The following is a 15812-nucleotide window of genomic DNA, read 5'->3' on the forward strand; positions in this document are numbered from 1 at the left end:
CAAAGGCCAATCTTTTTTTATTATTCATTTCGAACTGGTTTTGGTGTTACACCTAAATGCTCATTTAATTTTTTCGAAATATCTTTTACATTTTTTTCGTTTGGAATGTAATAATAAATACCTCCGATACGTTTATCCGTACCTTCTATTTGCATTTTTTCCATTTCTAAATTAGATCCTGCCATATTTTTTGTAATCGCAAGCATATCATCGAAAGTTAAGTTCGTTTTCATATTTTTATCAACCGCATCAAGTAAAGAGCCCATTTTGCTAATTGATTGCACAGACATCGCTTTTTTTGCAATTGCTTCTATTACAAGTTGTTGTCTTTGTCCACGCATTGCGTCACTATCAATTTTACGCGTTCTTGCAAGTGCAAGTGCTTGTTCTCCATTTAAATGTTGGAAGCCTTTTTCTAAATGAATCATACCCGCTTGGTCTTTACTATCTTGCTCTGTGAAAGTAACAGGTACATCAATATCAATACCACCAAGTGAATCGACAATTTGTACGAATGATTCAAAGTTAAACTTCACATAATAATCAACAGGAACATTTAAAAATCTTTCCACCGTATCTCGTGTACTTTCAACACCACCAAATACGTGTGCGTGTGTAATTTTATCTAATTTCTTTCTAGATGGAATATATACACGTGAATCACGCGGAATACTTACTAATTTAACTGATTTATCATCTTTATTAATTGTTGCTAATAAAAGTGCATCTGTGCGAACAGCTTCACCATATTGACTTTTTCGCATTTCACTACCATCTACACCCATAATTAAAATAGAGATGTTATCCTTTAAAGGCTCAACTTCTTTATCACGTTTTGATGATTTATCAATTTGTGCATACGCATCACTTACAACAGCTTTTGCTTTATTATATATTAATGATCCATATCCTACTCCTCCAAAAATAAGTAGGAAAAATGGAATTAAAATGAACCATTTTATTGACCTTCTTTTAGAACGTTTTTTATTGCTTCTCGTATTTTGTTCTAATTCAGAGCTCATCTTCATTCGCCTCTCTTTCTCTTTCCCTAGTATAATGTATGTCTAGTATTCTTCATATTGAATTTCCTTTCAAACACCTTACATTTTTGTAAGGTTACATGATGAATCCAATATGTATTCCATTTCACATTATACTCTCGTGCTTATTTTTGGCAAGTCACTATTTTCCAACTTCAAATATTTAGCGCTTCGCAACATTCGAAATTATAGATTTATAAATTTATTCGTTTCGAATCCTTCAATTTTCACCTAAAAAATTAGTAATGCAACAATACATTTCATATTATCTCTCAAGCGGTGTATACATTGTTTTCTTCCCATGATTATTAATGAAAGCGGATTTTGCTTTTAGTTTCGTCTTTTCTATTTCTATATCTTCATTCGAGAAATTCACAATAATTTTAATATCTTTTCCATAAGAAGCAGATTGAACTAATTTATCTTCTGACAAATATACAAAGTTCGTCATTTCTTCTTTTACTGCCTTTTCATGAACGTCATTCCAAACTTTCAGGTGCTGCGTAATTTCTTGTTTATGCTTATTCCACTCTACTTCATCTAAATGGTACAACGGAGGAACATTATACAATAATTCGTATAGCATACGGTTCCCTACCTCATCTTTTACTTTCAAACTTCCCCATTCCCAGTGGTGCGTTGTAATTACAGAATCATTGTATACTAATTTATATAATGGTACTGAATATACAGGGTTTAAATACACTTGTTTATATTCTTCTTTTAACGGTACTTGTTTTGCATATTTTTCTGGAACATTTTGATTCGGTGACCAATATCCGCCCACATAATACGGACTTGTTTTATTTTTCCTCATATCTTCATCGTCCCATTTAATAACCGGTGTTTCAATACCGTGAGCAAATGCAATCGTGCTACTTGCAAAGTCATTTCCGCCTTCTGAGCCAACTACCATACCTTTTTCTTGCGCAATATAATCCATTCGTTGCAATCTTGCTTTTAAATCTTGTTCTTGTGTCGTTATATGTTTGGCTGAATAGTCATCATAAATTTCACCTGTTGCATCACAATCAATAAACCATGAATTATATTTAGGTCCATTTTGTAAAATATCGTTCATTCGCTCTTTTACACTAGGAAGAGATAAAGTTGGATTTAACTTTCGCCCTCTACCTAAAAAGCCTTGCACTTTTTCTCCATTTTTCTTCGTCACAGTTCCCTCTTCATATAACGATGGATCCTGAAAAGAAGCTGTATTCCAATTTTTATCAGCTTTTTCGTGAATAGAATGATAAGAATCATACGGACCAACTAAATATCCCATTTTCTTAGCTTCTGTCACGAAATCAGACTGCATATACCCTTGTTCCCAGTTCGGTAGCCCAATCCATGCATTGTCTATTCCTGATTCTTTCATTTCCTTTATAATATCCGTTCCATCTGCCTTACCCCATTTACTTACTTCTTCAACCGCATCACCGAGCGCTGACTTTAATACATGCTTATTTAAGTTATATAACTCCATCTTCGATAAATGGTCTATCCCTTTGTTTAATAACTCACTAGCGTTCTGATCAACCTTTTGAAAAATATCATCTTTATACAATTCCTTCATTGATAATACTTCATTTACATAACGTAAAATAACATTTTTTTGGTACTTATCAATGAAATCTTGTTTACTTACTTGCTCAAACACACTCAGTTCTCCAGGCTCCGAACTATTCTTTTGAATAAGCCCTTTTATATGACTAAATACAGGACTATTTATTTGCTCTCTTATTTTAGGCCAATTTACGTTACTGTCAGACAAACCATTTTGATTCCAAAAATAAAAATGAGCAGCACCATAAAGTTTTTCAATCTCTTTATTTTTTCTAGCCTTTTCTTGTAATGTTTTAAATTCACCTTTTTGAGCAATATTATCCTTATACAGTTTAGCAATACTGACTGCATCATTATTTGTCACATATAATTGAAATCCATATGCTTTATTTTTATTTATACTCGGGAATTCATGTATAAAATCAAATCCTATTTTCGGATCCGAATGAAATTTCAATTCATTATTAAACATATTGTTCGCAATAAATACAATTGAATATTTCGAACCATTTAACGCAAAAAACTTCATAGAAAATGATTCAGCAAATGAATATGCATCATCCTTTAAAAACTTCTTCCAATTTTCATCATTACTCGGAATTTGCTTACCTTCCCATAACGGAAGTGTATAATTTTCAGCTTGTACTTTCGGCCACGTAAAGCTTTCTGCACCAGTCGATTCCACTTCAATATTTAAGTGATCTTTTTTCTTTTCTAGATTCACTTTTACTTTTTGATCTGGATATTCCCAAGATGTTCGATCCTTGTCTTTTTTTACATTCGACACCTTCATTTTCGGTAACGGCTGTGACGCCTGTTCCTTTACACCATCATGTTCTACAGTTAACATGAAAGTCTCTGGATTTACATCGTAAGTAAACTCTTTATACGTCGCTTTCTTTACTTTAGAATCTTGTACAGCCTTGTTACCTTTTACATCACACCCGACTAAAGTCGAAAATGACATCGTTGTAAGAAGACATATTGCTATCATTTTTTTCATCTTCTGCACCTCCACCACTGAATATACAGGGGCTTTGTTACAGGAATGTGGCAAAAAAATAGAACTAGCATAACGCTAGCTCTATTTTGAGTATTATAAATAAGTGTGTATGAACAACTATAATCTGCTTAAAGTATATGTAGTACAATAACCGTGTTTTTTCATCCCCACTAAATATAAAAGCAAATAATTCGAAGCCTTAACACTTATTTTTCAACTAAAAAAATAAGTGTATATAATATACCCTAAAACTAGCACTAAAATTACTAGCGCTGTACCTTTCCAATTCATACCACCCGTCATATCAACTGGACTACCTGATTCAGCTCTGCTGAATCCATCATTTAAAGAACCGGTAGGATTATTTTTCAATTCACTTTTCCTTATACGTTCTCTGTTTTCTTCTGGTGACTCTTTTTTCATACGATCACCTCCAAATTAATACACGCTTTACTAAATTATACATTATTACTTTTCTTTTATATGCCAACTGAAAAGATATTTACAACAAAAAAAGCTAGCAATGCTAGCTTTTTTATAGTTCTATATGTTCTTCTTTATTTACAGTAATTCCTCTATGATCGATTTCTAGCACACACACTTTCATAGACGTAAATACTCTCGCTAATTGCTCAGCAATTTCTTGACGCTTATCATATGGCGTTAATATAAAAATGGATGGACCTGCACCACTAAGCGCTGTGCCGTATGCTCCAAACTCTTTTGCACATTTACGAATTGAGGGTAATAGCGGTACGAGTTCTAAACGATACGGCTCGTGAAAATGATCTCTTTCCATCATTTCACCTACAACTTCCCACTTCTTTTGACAAAACGCAGCTACTAATACGTTGCTGATTGCACTAGCCTTAACTGCTTCATGAAACGGAAACACATCTGGTAATACAGATCGGCTTTCCTCTGTATTTAACTCTTCATTTGGAATAAGAGAAATTACACCTAATTCCTTACTTTCAATTCTTACAACCGAAACATTCTTTCCATCAAGTGCTCCGATTACAGTTCCTCCTAATATAGAAGCCGCAACATTATCTGGATGCCCTTCAAAATTTGTTGCAATTTGAACTTTTTGATCAGTCGTTAAGTTTAAATTGCCAAGTTGATTCGCAAGCTCTATCCCTGCTACAATTGCTGATGCACTACTTCCTAGTCCTCTTGTAAGCGGGATATTACTAGTAACTTCTATTATATGAGGTGATAAAGAAGGACATACTTTACATGCCGTGCTAACGATTAAATTTTTATCATCTGTCGGAATTAATTCTTCAAAGGAATGGATTACTTGCCATCTATCAGCTTTTTCTTTTACCACCACATCTAAATATAATGACAAAGCTATTCCTACTGAATCAAATCCAGGTCCAACATTCGCTGTACTAGCAGGAACACGAATACTTAATGGTATCACGACATAATCACCCCTTTAATATGTTCTTTAATTTGTTCTATATTATTTGAAACACTTGCAATATCTAATGTATTAGAAGAAATTGCGATATCAGGATCTTTCAAACCGTTTCCAGTTAAAACTGCAACAACTGTCTCTCCTTTTTTGATTTTTCCAGATTGAACATGTTTAATTACACCTGCTAATGAAGCATTTGATCCTGGCTCAGCGAAAACCCCTTCCGTTTTTGCTAATAATCTATACGCATGTAAAATTTCTTCATCTGATACCATATCTATTTCACCGTGAGACTGTTCAGCAGCCTCTACTGCATATGACCAACTTGCGGGGTTACCGATACGAATCGCTGTTGCAATTGTTTCAGGTTCTTCAATGACATGTCCTTTTACAATAGCAGCTGCTCCTTCCGCTTCAAATCCGTGAATTCTTGGCTTCTTATAGCCTTTTTCTTTCTCATATTCACAGAAACCTTTCCAGTATGCTGTAATATTTCCGGCATTCCCAACAGGAATCGCTAAAACATCTGGTGCACTTTGCAACTGGTCACAAATTTCAAATGCTGCTGTCTTTTGCCCTTCAATTCGATAAGGATTCACTGAGTTTACTAATGTAATCGGCTCTTCCGCAGCAATATTTCTTACAGCCTTAAGTGCATCATCAAAATTTCCTTCTATTGAAATGATTTCAGCTCCGTAAGCGACTGCTTGCGCTAATTTTCCATGTGCAATCTTTCCTTCCGGGATTACGATTATACATTTCATTCCAAGGCGTGCCGCGTATGCTGCGGCCGATGCCGAAGTATTACCTGTTGATGCACAAATAATTGCCTCCGAACCTTCTTCTTTCGCCTTCGCAACAGCCATTACCATACCACGATCTTTAAAAGAACCTGTCGGATTCGCACCTTCGTACTTACCGTATAACTGAATCCCTAATTGTTTTGATATATTTAATAGCGGAATAAGAGGTGTATTTCCTTCCATTAAGCTAACATCAGGTGTATTTTCATTCACCGGTAAATAAGAAGCATACTGTTTTAATAATCCTTTATACATATTGTTTTTCCTCCTCAATAATGTAATAACTGTTTATTTCACTTGCGACACTTTCTATCGCTCCTAGAACTCGTTCAAATTGATACTTTGAAGTTTGATGTGTCACAACAACGACTTCTGCAAGTTCACGATTTAAAGGTAATTGAATAACTTCTTTTAAACTTACAGAATAATTAACGAAACATTCTGTTATTTTTTGCAACATCCCAGGTTCATCTCGTAATGAAATACGTAAGAAATATTTCGAAACGACTTCTTCATCCCCCTGTAATTCATACGGTTCTGGTTCTTTTAATGCGCTTTTATTTTTCTGAACTTGATTCATATTTTTAACGATTGAAATAATATCACTTACTACAGCAGAACCAGTTGGTAACTTCCCAGCTCCAGGTCCGTAAAACATTACTTCTCCTACTGCTTGACCATGAACATATACTGCATTAAATTCATTATTTACATTCGATAATGGATGATGACTTGGTAAAAGAGTCGGTTCTACACTTAAATGAATGGCTGACCCTTGTTTCTCTGCTTTACCAATTAATTTCATAGTAAATCCTAACTTTTCAGCCATTTGTAAATCTTCTTTTTCGACCTTTCGAATCCCTCTTACTTGCACATCATCTAAAGAAACATTCATCGAAAAACCTAAGTTTGCAAGAATGGCTACCTTTCTCGCCGCATCTAACCCATCTACATCCGCTGTTGGATCCGATTCTGCGAAACCTAATTTTTGTGCTTCCTGTAAAGCCTCTTCATACGACCATCCATTTTGACTCATCTTTGTTAACATGTAATTTGTTGTTCCATTTACAATTCCCATTATTTTTTCAATTTGATCTGAAGCTAATCCGTCTGTTAATCCTCTTAACACCGGAATACCGCCCGCTACACTTGCTTCATAACATAAATCACAATCATTATCGTTCGCCACTTGGAGAAGCTCTGCACCGTATACAGCCATTAAATCTTTATTTGCTGTTACGACATGTTTTTTATTTCGTAAAGCCTTAACAATATGTTGCTTTGCTTCTTCAATTCCGCCCATTACCTCTACTACAATATCAATATTTGGATCATTTAGAACTTCATCGACATGACTTGTTACTACGATTCCATCAATGCAAACATCACGTTCTTTTTCTAAGTCACGTACAACGACTGTCTTTACCTTCACTTCATACCCTGTATCAAGTGTAATTTTTTTATAATGTTCTTTCAAAATATGGACAACACCACTTCCGACCGTACCTAAGCCTAACACCCCAACATTAATAACGTTATTCATTTTCTAATCTCCTCCTACAATTTTATTTTTTATCTCTATCAATCACCTTGCTCTGCTTTTTAATCATGCAGGTGGTGGTTATTTCCGTACGTACAAATCGTTTCATTTTACTGCACCTCCTTTCAAAGTAAAAAAACACACTCATCCCTAGGAAAGGGACGAATGTGTTTTCGTGGTTCCACCCTTGTTCCAATCCAGACTTAACTCTTTCTAGATTGCTCAAGTTCAGATAACGGCTGATTCCGTCAATAATTACTAGATTACTCGTTCACTATTGAAGTTCAAAGGTGGTAAAATCATTTCTCGTGTTAGGAAGCTCACACCCTTGGCTTCCCTCTCTGTAAACCGTAAAAATGATTCCGTGTCCTTATCGTTACTTTTTCGTTCATGTTTATTTGTTAACTCATTATACTCGTATAAACAACAAAATCAATACTATTTTTTAATTATTTTTAATTTTCAATCCCTAATTCAATAAAAAAACACACTCATCCCTAGGAAAGGGACGAATGTGTTTTCGTGGTTCCACCCTTGTTCCAATCCAGACTTATTTCCTTCTAGATTGCTCAAGTTCAGATAACGGCTGATTCCGTCAATAATTACTAGATTACTCGTTCACTATTGAAGTTCAAAGGTGGTAAAACCATTTCTCGTGTTAGGAAGCTCACACCCTTGGCTTCCCTCTCTGTAAACCGTAAAAATGATTTCATGTCCTTATCATTACTTTTCGTTCATGTCTATTTGTTAACTTATTATAGTTATCAACTTTTTAAAAAGCAAGCCTATTTTTACTAACTATTTTCAAAATCTTTTTTTATTATATTTCACAATAACATTTTACAATTGCCGCTCGATTTACCTATTTTGCTATTTCTCCATTTTGTAAATCAACAGTTCATATATAAATATCCCATTCTAAAATGTGTACATATTCACCTTACAAAGATATATTAATAAAGTTTTTTAATACAATCTTTTCGTATAACTTTCTTCTAAAGAACGTGCAACATCTTCTTCTGAAGCATTCACTTTCGCATGCTCCAGCAACATTTTTGCTGCTGAAGGTAATTCTTTTTTATTTAACCAAAATTCTGAATCCCACATCTTAGAACGAATAAAAGCTTTTGCGCAATGAATATAGCATTCCTCTATTTCAACAACAATTCCAAGTAACGGATTGCGTCCATTTGCCTGCATTTCTTGCAAAATTTCTTCATCGTTTGTAATGAATGCTCGGCCGTTTATTCGGAGTGTCTCCCCAAGACCAGGGATCAAAAAGAGTAACCCTACGTGCGGATTTGAAATAATATTCAAAATGGAGTCTATACGACGGTTGCCTGGTCTTTCTGGAATAATAATTTTATTATTATTTAATACGTATACAAATCCAGGTGCGTCTCCTCTCGGCGAAGCATCACACTCTCCTAATTTATTTGCAGTAGATAATACTAGAAAAGGAGATTTAGACAGAAAATCTATGCAATGATGGTCTAATGATGAAATAACTTTTTTCAAAGCTCGCTCACTTGGTCGCCCCAATATTTTTCGTAACTCTTCCTCTGTTGAAATAATCGATTTTATTTCCTTATTCTCTATCCCCACTTATACCTACCCCTTTTTCTTTATTCTTCCAAAATTCAATACAGATATTGTATAATAAAATTTGCAGAAAGGGGAATTTAAATGACAGAGTGGTTAACAATATTTGATACTGAAAGAAATATACTTGGGAAGAAATTACGTGATGAAGTGCATCGTGACGGTGATTGGCATGAAACATTTCATTGTTGGTTTGTAGAAAAAGATGCTGAAGATATGTTTTTATATTTTCAATTACGCTCTAAAAATAAAAAAGAAGCACCGAGTATATGGGATATTACTTCAGCTGGACATATTATGCATGATGAAGAAGTACAAATTGGCGGTCTTCGTGAAATTGAAGAAGAATTAGGGCTTTCCTTTCAAACTACTGATTTAGCATACAAAGGTATCTTTAAAATAGATTATGAAATTTCAAATCTTACTGATCGTGAATTTTGTCATATGTATTTTCACAATGTCATCAATACACTTTCATTTGCACCAGGTGAAGAAGTAGACGATGTGATGAAAATACATGCAACTTCTTTTCTACAACTATTAAAAAGAGAGATTTCATCTTTTACGGCTATTTCTGTTTTAAGCAATACACCGATAACAATAACATTTGAAGATATTTATCCATATGATCTTGCATACTATGAATTTGTTATAGAAAAAGGAAAAAACTTACTAGAAAATAATAGTTTATAAATAAAATAGGACTCCCATTTTAAAGTACTTGGGAGTCCTATTCTTTATAGTGGATGATTGACAATACCCGACTGATTTAAATTCCAGTTTATTTTCTCTCTTTCGATGTTTGGAACATACTTGGCAGCGTTACAAAGCGTGCCCCTTTCGTTTTTAACTGCGGAATAATTTTGTCTAGTGCCTCTACAGATCCTTGCAAATGCCCACCTGGTGTTGAATGCTGAAGTATAACACTGCCAGGAAATGAATTCCCTAACACATTATTTGTAATCGTATCAGCGCTTACTCCTTTCCAATCAACCGTATCAACACTCCATTGTACAATCATAAAATTTTGCTCTGTTGCCCACTTCAATTGATTTTCAAGTATTTCACCGTATGGCGGACGAATAAATTTCGGTGCATAACCAGCTAAACGATTTAATATTTCTTCGGTTTTCATAATTTGATTACGGTACTCAGCATCATTTACTTTCGCTAAATTTGGATGGCTATACGTATGATTGCCAATTACATGCCCTTCATTCGCAATACGTTTTACTACATTCGGAAACTTTTCTGCATTTTCACCAAGCAAGAAGAAAGTCGCCTTCACATTATGTTGTTTTAACTTATCTAAAATTTTCGGCGTAAATTCTAAATCTGGTCCATCATCAAATGTAAGAGCGACTTCCGCTTTATTGTACGGCCCTGAAAATGCGTACGCATATTTTTCGACCCACGAAAATGGCGTCCACGATCCACGCTCATATGCTTTCATTTGTACTGTATATTTTTGAGGGATATATGTGTATGGCAATGAACTCATATAGTCTCCATAATAAAATGAGTGATATGGCATATAGGCGTACGAAACATCTCGTTCTAGTCCCCATTCATATGGGGCAAACATTTCTGACGAATAAAAATAATACATAATAAAAACCTCCCTAAAATTTCATATGTGATTCATCTGCACTTTGTTAGAGAAATTATTATTCATGAACAAAAATAAGACTGTCCATAATTAGGACAGTCTTACTGCTATATACAATTAATAAATCGATGCACTATCTTTCGGCAAAGCTTTTACATGTTTTAAATAGCTTGTCACTCTGTCATCATCACCTTGCGGGTATTGATACCCATATGTGTTACCAATTTCGTTCGCAACTTTTCTAAATAAATCGCCCATTACAAAAAACGACTCCCAAATGTCTTCATATTCAGCATTCGAATAGGTCCTTTTAAATTGCTCCCACATATCTTTTTCAATGTATTGCTCGAAAAGCTTTCCAAACTTTCCTGCATTAACTGTAAAGTCTGTTTTCATACCAATATGCCATTCTAACATTACGATGAACATATCCCGCACCGGGCCATCAAGTATTCCTTTCGCATAAGAAAGTTCTTCTCTCCATAGTCCTTTTGCCACATTCGTACTACACCACCAAAATTCATTACAGCAATCTAAAAACTCTTTTTCTGTAGGCTTTTTTATTAAGTAATCCCTATCGCTTGCTGGTGGAAATTCGTCAATACAATTATCTTTATCCAGAAGCAGTTCACTTAAACTATCTTGTCCAATGAACTTATTTATCAAATCAAAGGGAACGAGCGTTAAATCAATTCGGTTTCCATCCATAAACTGCATTAAATACGGAAATTTCCCGTCTTCATCTGGTGGAACTAATGACATTTCTTCCGGCATTTGTACAATCATTATTTCGCCAAATCTATGAATCCAATTATGATTAGACGTAAAAGATTGTATATCATTTACAACATACATAATATCATAGTCTTGAAAACAATCTTTTTTCACATGTTGATTTACACGTGACCCATTCATGATGACAGCTCGAATTCTTCCATCCTCTTTTGCTGTACTAATAATTAAGTCTAACATTTCTTTTTCAGTTCTCATCTATTCCTAACCTCCAATTTTTATATAAACTTATATTTCCAAGTATGTTGGAGGTCCACGAGCTAGCTGTGTTGTACACGATACATATTATAATTTTTGAAACATCTTTTTCATCTTTTTACCACCTTCCGTCATTCTTTTACGACTACCATTACAAACCCATCGTATCCTTTACTTCCGACAGTTTGAAGCGCAGTAGCACTTACACGTGGCTCTGCAGCTATTAATTCATAGAAGCGACGTATCCCTTGTACGCGAGGATCGTTACTCGTATTGTCAATAACTTCTCCTTCACGTACTACGTTATCACCAATAATTATAGTACCAGGGCGTGATAGTTTCAGTGCCCATTCAAAATAAGTAGGGTTATTTTGTTTATCAGCGTCTATAAAAATAAAATCAAATGGTTCATACTTCTCATTTTCGATTTGCTGTAAAGAATCTAAAGCTAATCCTGTTCGCACTTCAATTCTATCATTCAAATTGGCACGCTCAATATTGCTACGTGCAATTTCAGCATGCTTTTCACTTGCCTCCAATGTAACAACTCTGCCTCCAGATGGCAATCCCCTTGCAAGCCATATCGTGCTATATCCGCCTAGAGTACCAATTTCCAAAATGTTTCGAGCTCCTTGAATTTGTACTAATAGTTGCAAAAACTTCCCTTGCGTTGGCGATACATCATGTGCTGGTAAATTAGCTGCAGCGTTTGCTTGAAGTACTTCTTCTAATGTAGAATCTTTCGGTATTAATACATCACTCACATATTGATCAACAGCCGTCCATTTCTCAATCGTACTCATGTAAATACCATCCCTTTCAATATATTTCTACTATTCACATATTATTATACAGAAAATTCTGCCTTATAAACAAAAATAAAGAAGGGACATCTCCTCCATTACAGAATAAATATCCCTTCTTTTGTTTATGAAATTATCCCTTACGGATTAGTAGACCAAAGTCCTGCTGATTTAATAAATGTACGTTTATTTAATTTCAGCTGCGCTACGATAAACTCTGCAATATCTTCTGCTTGCATTACTTTATCTGGGTTTCCATCAGTTAACCCTAAATCTACAGCCATATCAGTTGCTACTGTACTTGGGGTTAAAGCTGTTACACGAATATTATGTTTGCGAACTTCCATCGCTAACGATTCTGTTAAGCCAAGAACACCAAATTTAGAAGCACTGTATGCACTTGTTACAGGTGCACCTTTTTGTCCTGCTGTAGATGAAATGTTAATAATATCACCAGATTGTTGTTCAATCATACTTGGTAAAGCTGCACGAGTTGCATAGTATACACCCATTAAGTTTACTTGAATGATTTTTTCCCAATCAGCAACGTCTAATTCTAAAAACTTACCGAACTTAGAAATACCAGCGTTATTAATTAAAATATCGATAGACCCTAAACCATTTTTTAACGTTTCAATTGCAGTCGTTACCTCTTCATATGAAGATACATCAGCAGTCGTAATAACAGCTTTTACGCCTTCTGCTTCTACTTCTTTCGCTACAGCTTTCAAGTTTTCTTCTGAACGAGCTAAAAGACCTACATTTACGCCCTCTTTCGCTAATGCGATTGCTACAGCGCGACCAATTCCTCTACCTGCTCCTGTAATTAAAGCATTTTTACCTTGTAATAATTCTGCCAAGTATAACACTCCTTAATCATCTCAGTTATGTATTATATTAAAATTGTATCTGTGTTTATGTAAAAAGGCAATGATGCACTTTCATGTGCGTAGGTTACTTATAGGTAACTATGGAAAGTTTTTATTGATAAGTCTCATGTTTTTGCCATAATTCATGTAAAATAAAAATAAATCCAGCATAGGAGAGTGTATGTGTATGAAAAGAAAAAAATGGTTCTTGTCACTAACTGCAGTCGGACTATGTATCATATTTTTGGCTATGTACTTTATATTTGGTAATCCACTACATTATAAAGTAATAGAAAAAGATACTAGCGACTATCTCTATACTATACAAGGCTATAAGCAAAAAGAAATACAAAGCATAACCGGAAAATATACTCCCATTTATAATATCGACTATTATGCAGAGGTAGTATATAAAGACGAACCTTATTTTACATACTCTTATACATACGATAATAATAAGAAAATAATACAAGACAACGGCATTTTAGGAAGACATACTGATTCATTTAAAAATCTTAATTTAAACTGGTCATTGTTTGACGAGTTAGTAGACGGTATCCATACTAACTTGCAAGAAAGAGGTTTAAGCGAAAAGAAAGATTATTCTATACGCTATGTTCAATTCATTGATATTGATGATGATACAAACGGTGCAGAAGCATATGTTGACTTTAAGAAAGATAAAGAATCAGATTATTCATACCGTATGAATGGCCAAGGAACAGCTTATCAATATAGTTGCAGTAACGGGGAATGTATTTTTAAAGAAAAATAGTGTTAGAAGATATCCTCCTAACACTATTTCTCTTCATAATTCGGAATACACACAATAAATTCTGTTCCATTCCCTTCCTCACTCTCGACTTTTATTTCTCCTTGATGAAGGTCAAGTACCTTTTTTACAATGGCCAAGCCTAAGCCACTTCCTCCATAAGCACGATTTCGTGAAGAATCTGCTTTATAAAAACGTTCAAAAATATGTTGTTTCTGTTCTTCAGATATACCAATTCCATTGTCACGAATACGTATTTCTACGAATTTCTCATGTTCTTGTAACTGAATTGTAATTGTGCCACGACTTGGAGTAAATTTAATACTATTATGAATTAAATTAATCCACACTTGACTCATACTTTCTTGATCCGCAATTATATGCACTTTTTCTAAATCAAGGTCTAATTCAATTTCTTTTTCAGCCCAGAGCGGTTCACTATTTAACACAGTTTGCTTTAACTGTTGATCTAATCGATAAATCACTCTTTCTGGTGTATACTCTTCCGACTCTAAAAGAGTTAGTTTCAGTAAATTTTGGCTTAGTTTAGATAATCTCGTCGTTTCCGTTTCAATAATGGTAAGATAATGCTTTCGTTTTTCCTCGGAAAGATTATTATCTTGTAGTGCTCTAGCAAATCCTTTTACAGAAGTTAAAGGTGACTGTATTTCATGAGAAACATTCGATACAAATTCCTGGCGCATTTTCTCCATCGCATTCAGTTCATCTGTCATATCATTTATACTTTTTACGAGTACACCAATTTCTCCATCATACTTTTCTTCATTTCGTATTTTTACGGAGAAGTCTCCTTTTGCAATTTTTTGTATCGGTTCAATAATAGTCCAAATCATTGCCTCTCGTTTTGGTCTCATTAATATCCCAATCAATGTCCAGATAAGAACAATAAATACAAAACCGACCATATCACTAATTAGAAAGGCTACAAACGACGATACGTTTACTTCAAAAGCATTCAATATACTAGTTGCTACATAAAATGCGATAGACCAAATTATAGTGAGAAAAGAAAAAAGCGCTAATACCGCTCCCGTTACTTTCAACATCTTCAACTTACTCATTCGTTTTCTTTTCCTCATTTACTTACCTCTAAGCGATACCCTAATCCTCTTATCGTTTTAATACTAAACTTCGACTTCTCTTCTTGAAACTTCTCACGTAGTCGATTAATATGAACGTCTAGTGTACGTTCATTCCCTTCAAAATCATATCCCCATACATCTTCAATTAACTGCTCTCTCGCACAAGTTCTTCCTGCTTTAGAACCTAAAGTAAAGAGCAATTCGAATTCTTTTAGCGGTAATGTGACTGTTTGTTCTCCGGCTGTAACTTCAAATGTTTTACGCTTTAACAGTACATTCCCAATTTGAATCGATTGCGACACTGTAATTTGGTAACGTTTCAATAACGCCTTAACTCTCACTACTAGTTCTATAGGATCAAATGGTTTTACAAGATAATCATCCGTGCCAAGGTGAAATCCTTTTACTTTTTGAGACGTTTCCCCTTTAGCAGTTAGCATCAAAATCGGAATATCATAGTACTTCCTTAATTCAAAACATACATCAAATCCATCCATATTTGGCATCATGATATCAAGAACAACCATATCAACTTTTACTTCGTCTATTTTCTGAAGTGCATCTAGTCCATCAATTGCCTCATATGTTTGAAAACCTTCTCGTTCTAAAAATACAGAAACAAGTTCCCTAATATGCGGATCATCGTCCACTATTAAAATGTTAGGTATCAAAGAAACCATTTCCTT

General features: G+C 34.5%; 15 protein-coding genes and 2 other annotated features. Of the genes, 2 read left to right on the forward strand and 13 right to left on the reverse strand.

Annotation, left to right across the window (positions count from 1 at the left end):
* Positions 1-20 precede the first annotated feature (20 nt).
* The 7 genes from DM800_RS02125 to DM800_RS02155 all read right to left on the reverse strand — a co-directional run bounded on the left by DM800_RS02125 (position 21) and on the right by DM800_RS02155 (position 8983).
* Positions 21-1022 (reverse strand): LCP family protein, encoded by a 1002-nt coding sequence (locus DM800_RS02125; RefSeq protein ID WP_000093639.1) that lies wholly within the window; start codon positions 1020-1022, stop codon positions 21-23.
* A gap of 283 nt (positions 1023-1305) precedes the next feature.
* Entirely contained in the window at positions 1306-3609 is a 2304-nt protein-coding gene (locus DM800_RS02130) for a glycoside hydrolase (RefSeq protein ID WP_147786303.1), read from the reverse strand.
* 213 nt (positions 3610-3822) lie between these two features.
* The gene (locus DM800_RS02135; protein ID WP_147786304.1) at positions 3823-4032 is read right to left on the reverse strand and encodes a DUF6366 family protein; all 210 of its coding nucleotides are present in this window, start codon (positions 4030-4032) and stop codon (positions 3823-3825) included.
* A gap of 112 nt (positions 4033-4144) precedes the next feature.
* On the reverse strand, positions 4145-5038 hold the full coding sequence (thrB, locus tag DM800_RS02140; protein WP_088063077.1) for a homoserine kinase: 894 nt from the start codon (positions 5036-5038) through the stop codon (positions 4145-4147).
* Positions 5035-6093, reverse strand: coding sequence for a threonine synthase (gene thrC / locus DM800_RS02145; RefSeq protein ID WP_000276442.1), 1059 nt, complete (start codon positions 6091-6093; stop codon positions 5035-5037). Before thrC ends, thrB begins: the two co-directional genes overlap by 4 nt.
* Positions 6086-7381 (reverse strand): homoserine dehydrogenase, encoded by a 1296-nt coding sequence (locus tag DM800_RS02150; RefSeq protein ID WP_087982880.1) that lies wholly within the window; start codon positions 7379-7381, stop codon positions 6086-6088. The genes thrC and DM800_RS02150 overlap by 8 nt, the downstream gene beginning before the upstream one ends.
* A 151-nt stretch (positions 7382-7532) precedes the next feature.
* Positions 7533-7764: a binding site (T-box leader), on the reverse strand.
* A 115-nt stretch (positions 7765-7879) separates the two neighbouring features.
* Positions 7880-8111, reverse strand: a binding site (T-box leader).
* Between the two features lie 233 nt (positions 8112-8344).
* Entirely contained in the window at positions 8345-8983 is a 639-nt protein-coding gene (locus tag DM800_RS02155) for a pyridoxamine 5'-phosphate oxidase family protein (RefSeq protein WP_088608616.1), read from the reverse strand.
* Between the two features lie 81 nt (positions 8984-9064).
* On the opposite strand from DM800_RS02155, the gene DM800_RS02160 reads away from it, so the two are divergent.
* Positions 9065-9673, forward strand: a complete 609-nt coding sequence (locus DM800_RS02160) for an NUDIX hydrolase (RefSeq protein WP_088608617.1) — start codon at positions 9065-9067, stop codon at positions 9671-9673.
* 88 nt (positions 9674-9761) lie between these two features.
* Here the strand turns inward: DM800_RS02160 and DM800_RS02165 are convergent, their stop codons facing one another.
* The 4 genes from DM800_RS02165 to DM800_RS02180 form a co-directional block, all read right to left on the reverse strand.
* On the reverse strand, positions 9762-10589 hold the full coding sequence (locus DM800_RS02165; protein WP_088063072.1) for a peptidoglycan-N-acetylglucosamine deacetylase: 828 nt from the start codon (positions 10587-10589) through the stop codon (positions 9762-9764).
* Between the two features lie 117 nt (positions 10590-10706).
* Positions 10707-11579: an aminoglycoside 6-adenylyltransferase gene (locus DM800_RS02170; protein ID WP_088063071.1), complete on the reverse strand. Its 873-nt coding sequence runs from the start codon at positions 11577-11579 to the stop codon at positions 10707-10709.
* 131 nt (positions 11580-11710) lie between these two features.
* Positions 11711-12382: an O-methyltransferase gene (locus DM800_RS02175; RefSeq protein ID WP_106382826.1), complete on the reverse strand. Its 672-nt coding sequence runs from the start codon at positions 12380-12382 to the stop codon at positions 11711-11713.
* Between the two features lie 140 nt (positions 12383-12522).
* Positions 12523-13242 carry a 3-ketoacyl-ACP reductase gene (locus DM800_RS02180; RefSeq protein ID WP_142343625.1) on the reverse strand — a complete coding sequence of 240 codons (720 nt, stop codon included), beginning with the start codon at positions 13240-13242 and terminating at the stop codon, positions 12523-12525.
* A gap of 196 nt (positions 13243-13438) precedes the next feature.
* Here DM800_RS02180 and DM800_RS02185 point away from each other — a divergent pair, with 196 nt between their 5' ends.
* Positions 13439-14026 (forward strand): DUF3139 domain-containing protein, encoded by a 588-nt coding sequence (locus DM800_RS02185; RefSeq protein ID WP_147786305.1) that lies wholly within the window; start codon positions 13439-13441, stop codon positions 14024-14026.
* A gap of 23 nt (positions 14027-14049) precedes the next feature.
* On the opposite strand, the gene hitS is transcribed toward DM800_RS02185, so the two are convergent.
* The gene (gene hitS, locus DM800_RS02190; RefSeq protein ID WP_147786306.1) at positions 14050-15123 is read right to left on the reverse strand and encodes an envelope stress sensor histidine kinase HitS; all 1074 of its coding nucleotides are present in this window, start codon (positions 15121-15123) and stop codon (positions 14050-14052) included.
* On the reverse strand, positions 15120-15797 hold the full coding sequence (gene hitR, locus DM800_RS02195) for an envelope stress response regulator transcription factor HitR (protein ID WP_218943199.1): 678 nt from the start codon (positions 15795-15797) through the stop codon (positions 15120-15122). The genes hitS and hitR overlap by 4 nt, the downstream gene beginning before the upstream one ends.
* Positions 15798-15812: the final 15 nt, after the last annotated feature.

The sequence above is a fragment of the Bacillus sp. AY18-3 genome (assembly GCF_008042305.1).
GTDB lineage: Bacteria > Bacillota > Bacilli > Bacillales > Bacillaceae_G > Bacillus_A > Bacillus_A wiedmannii.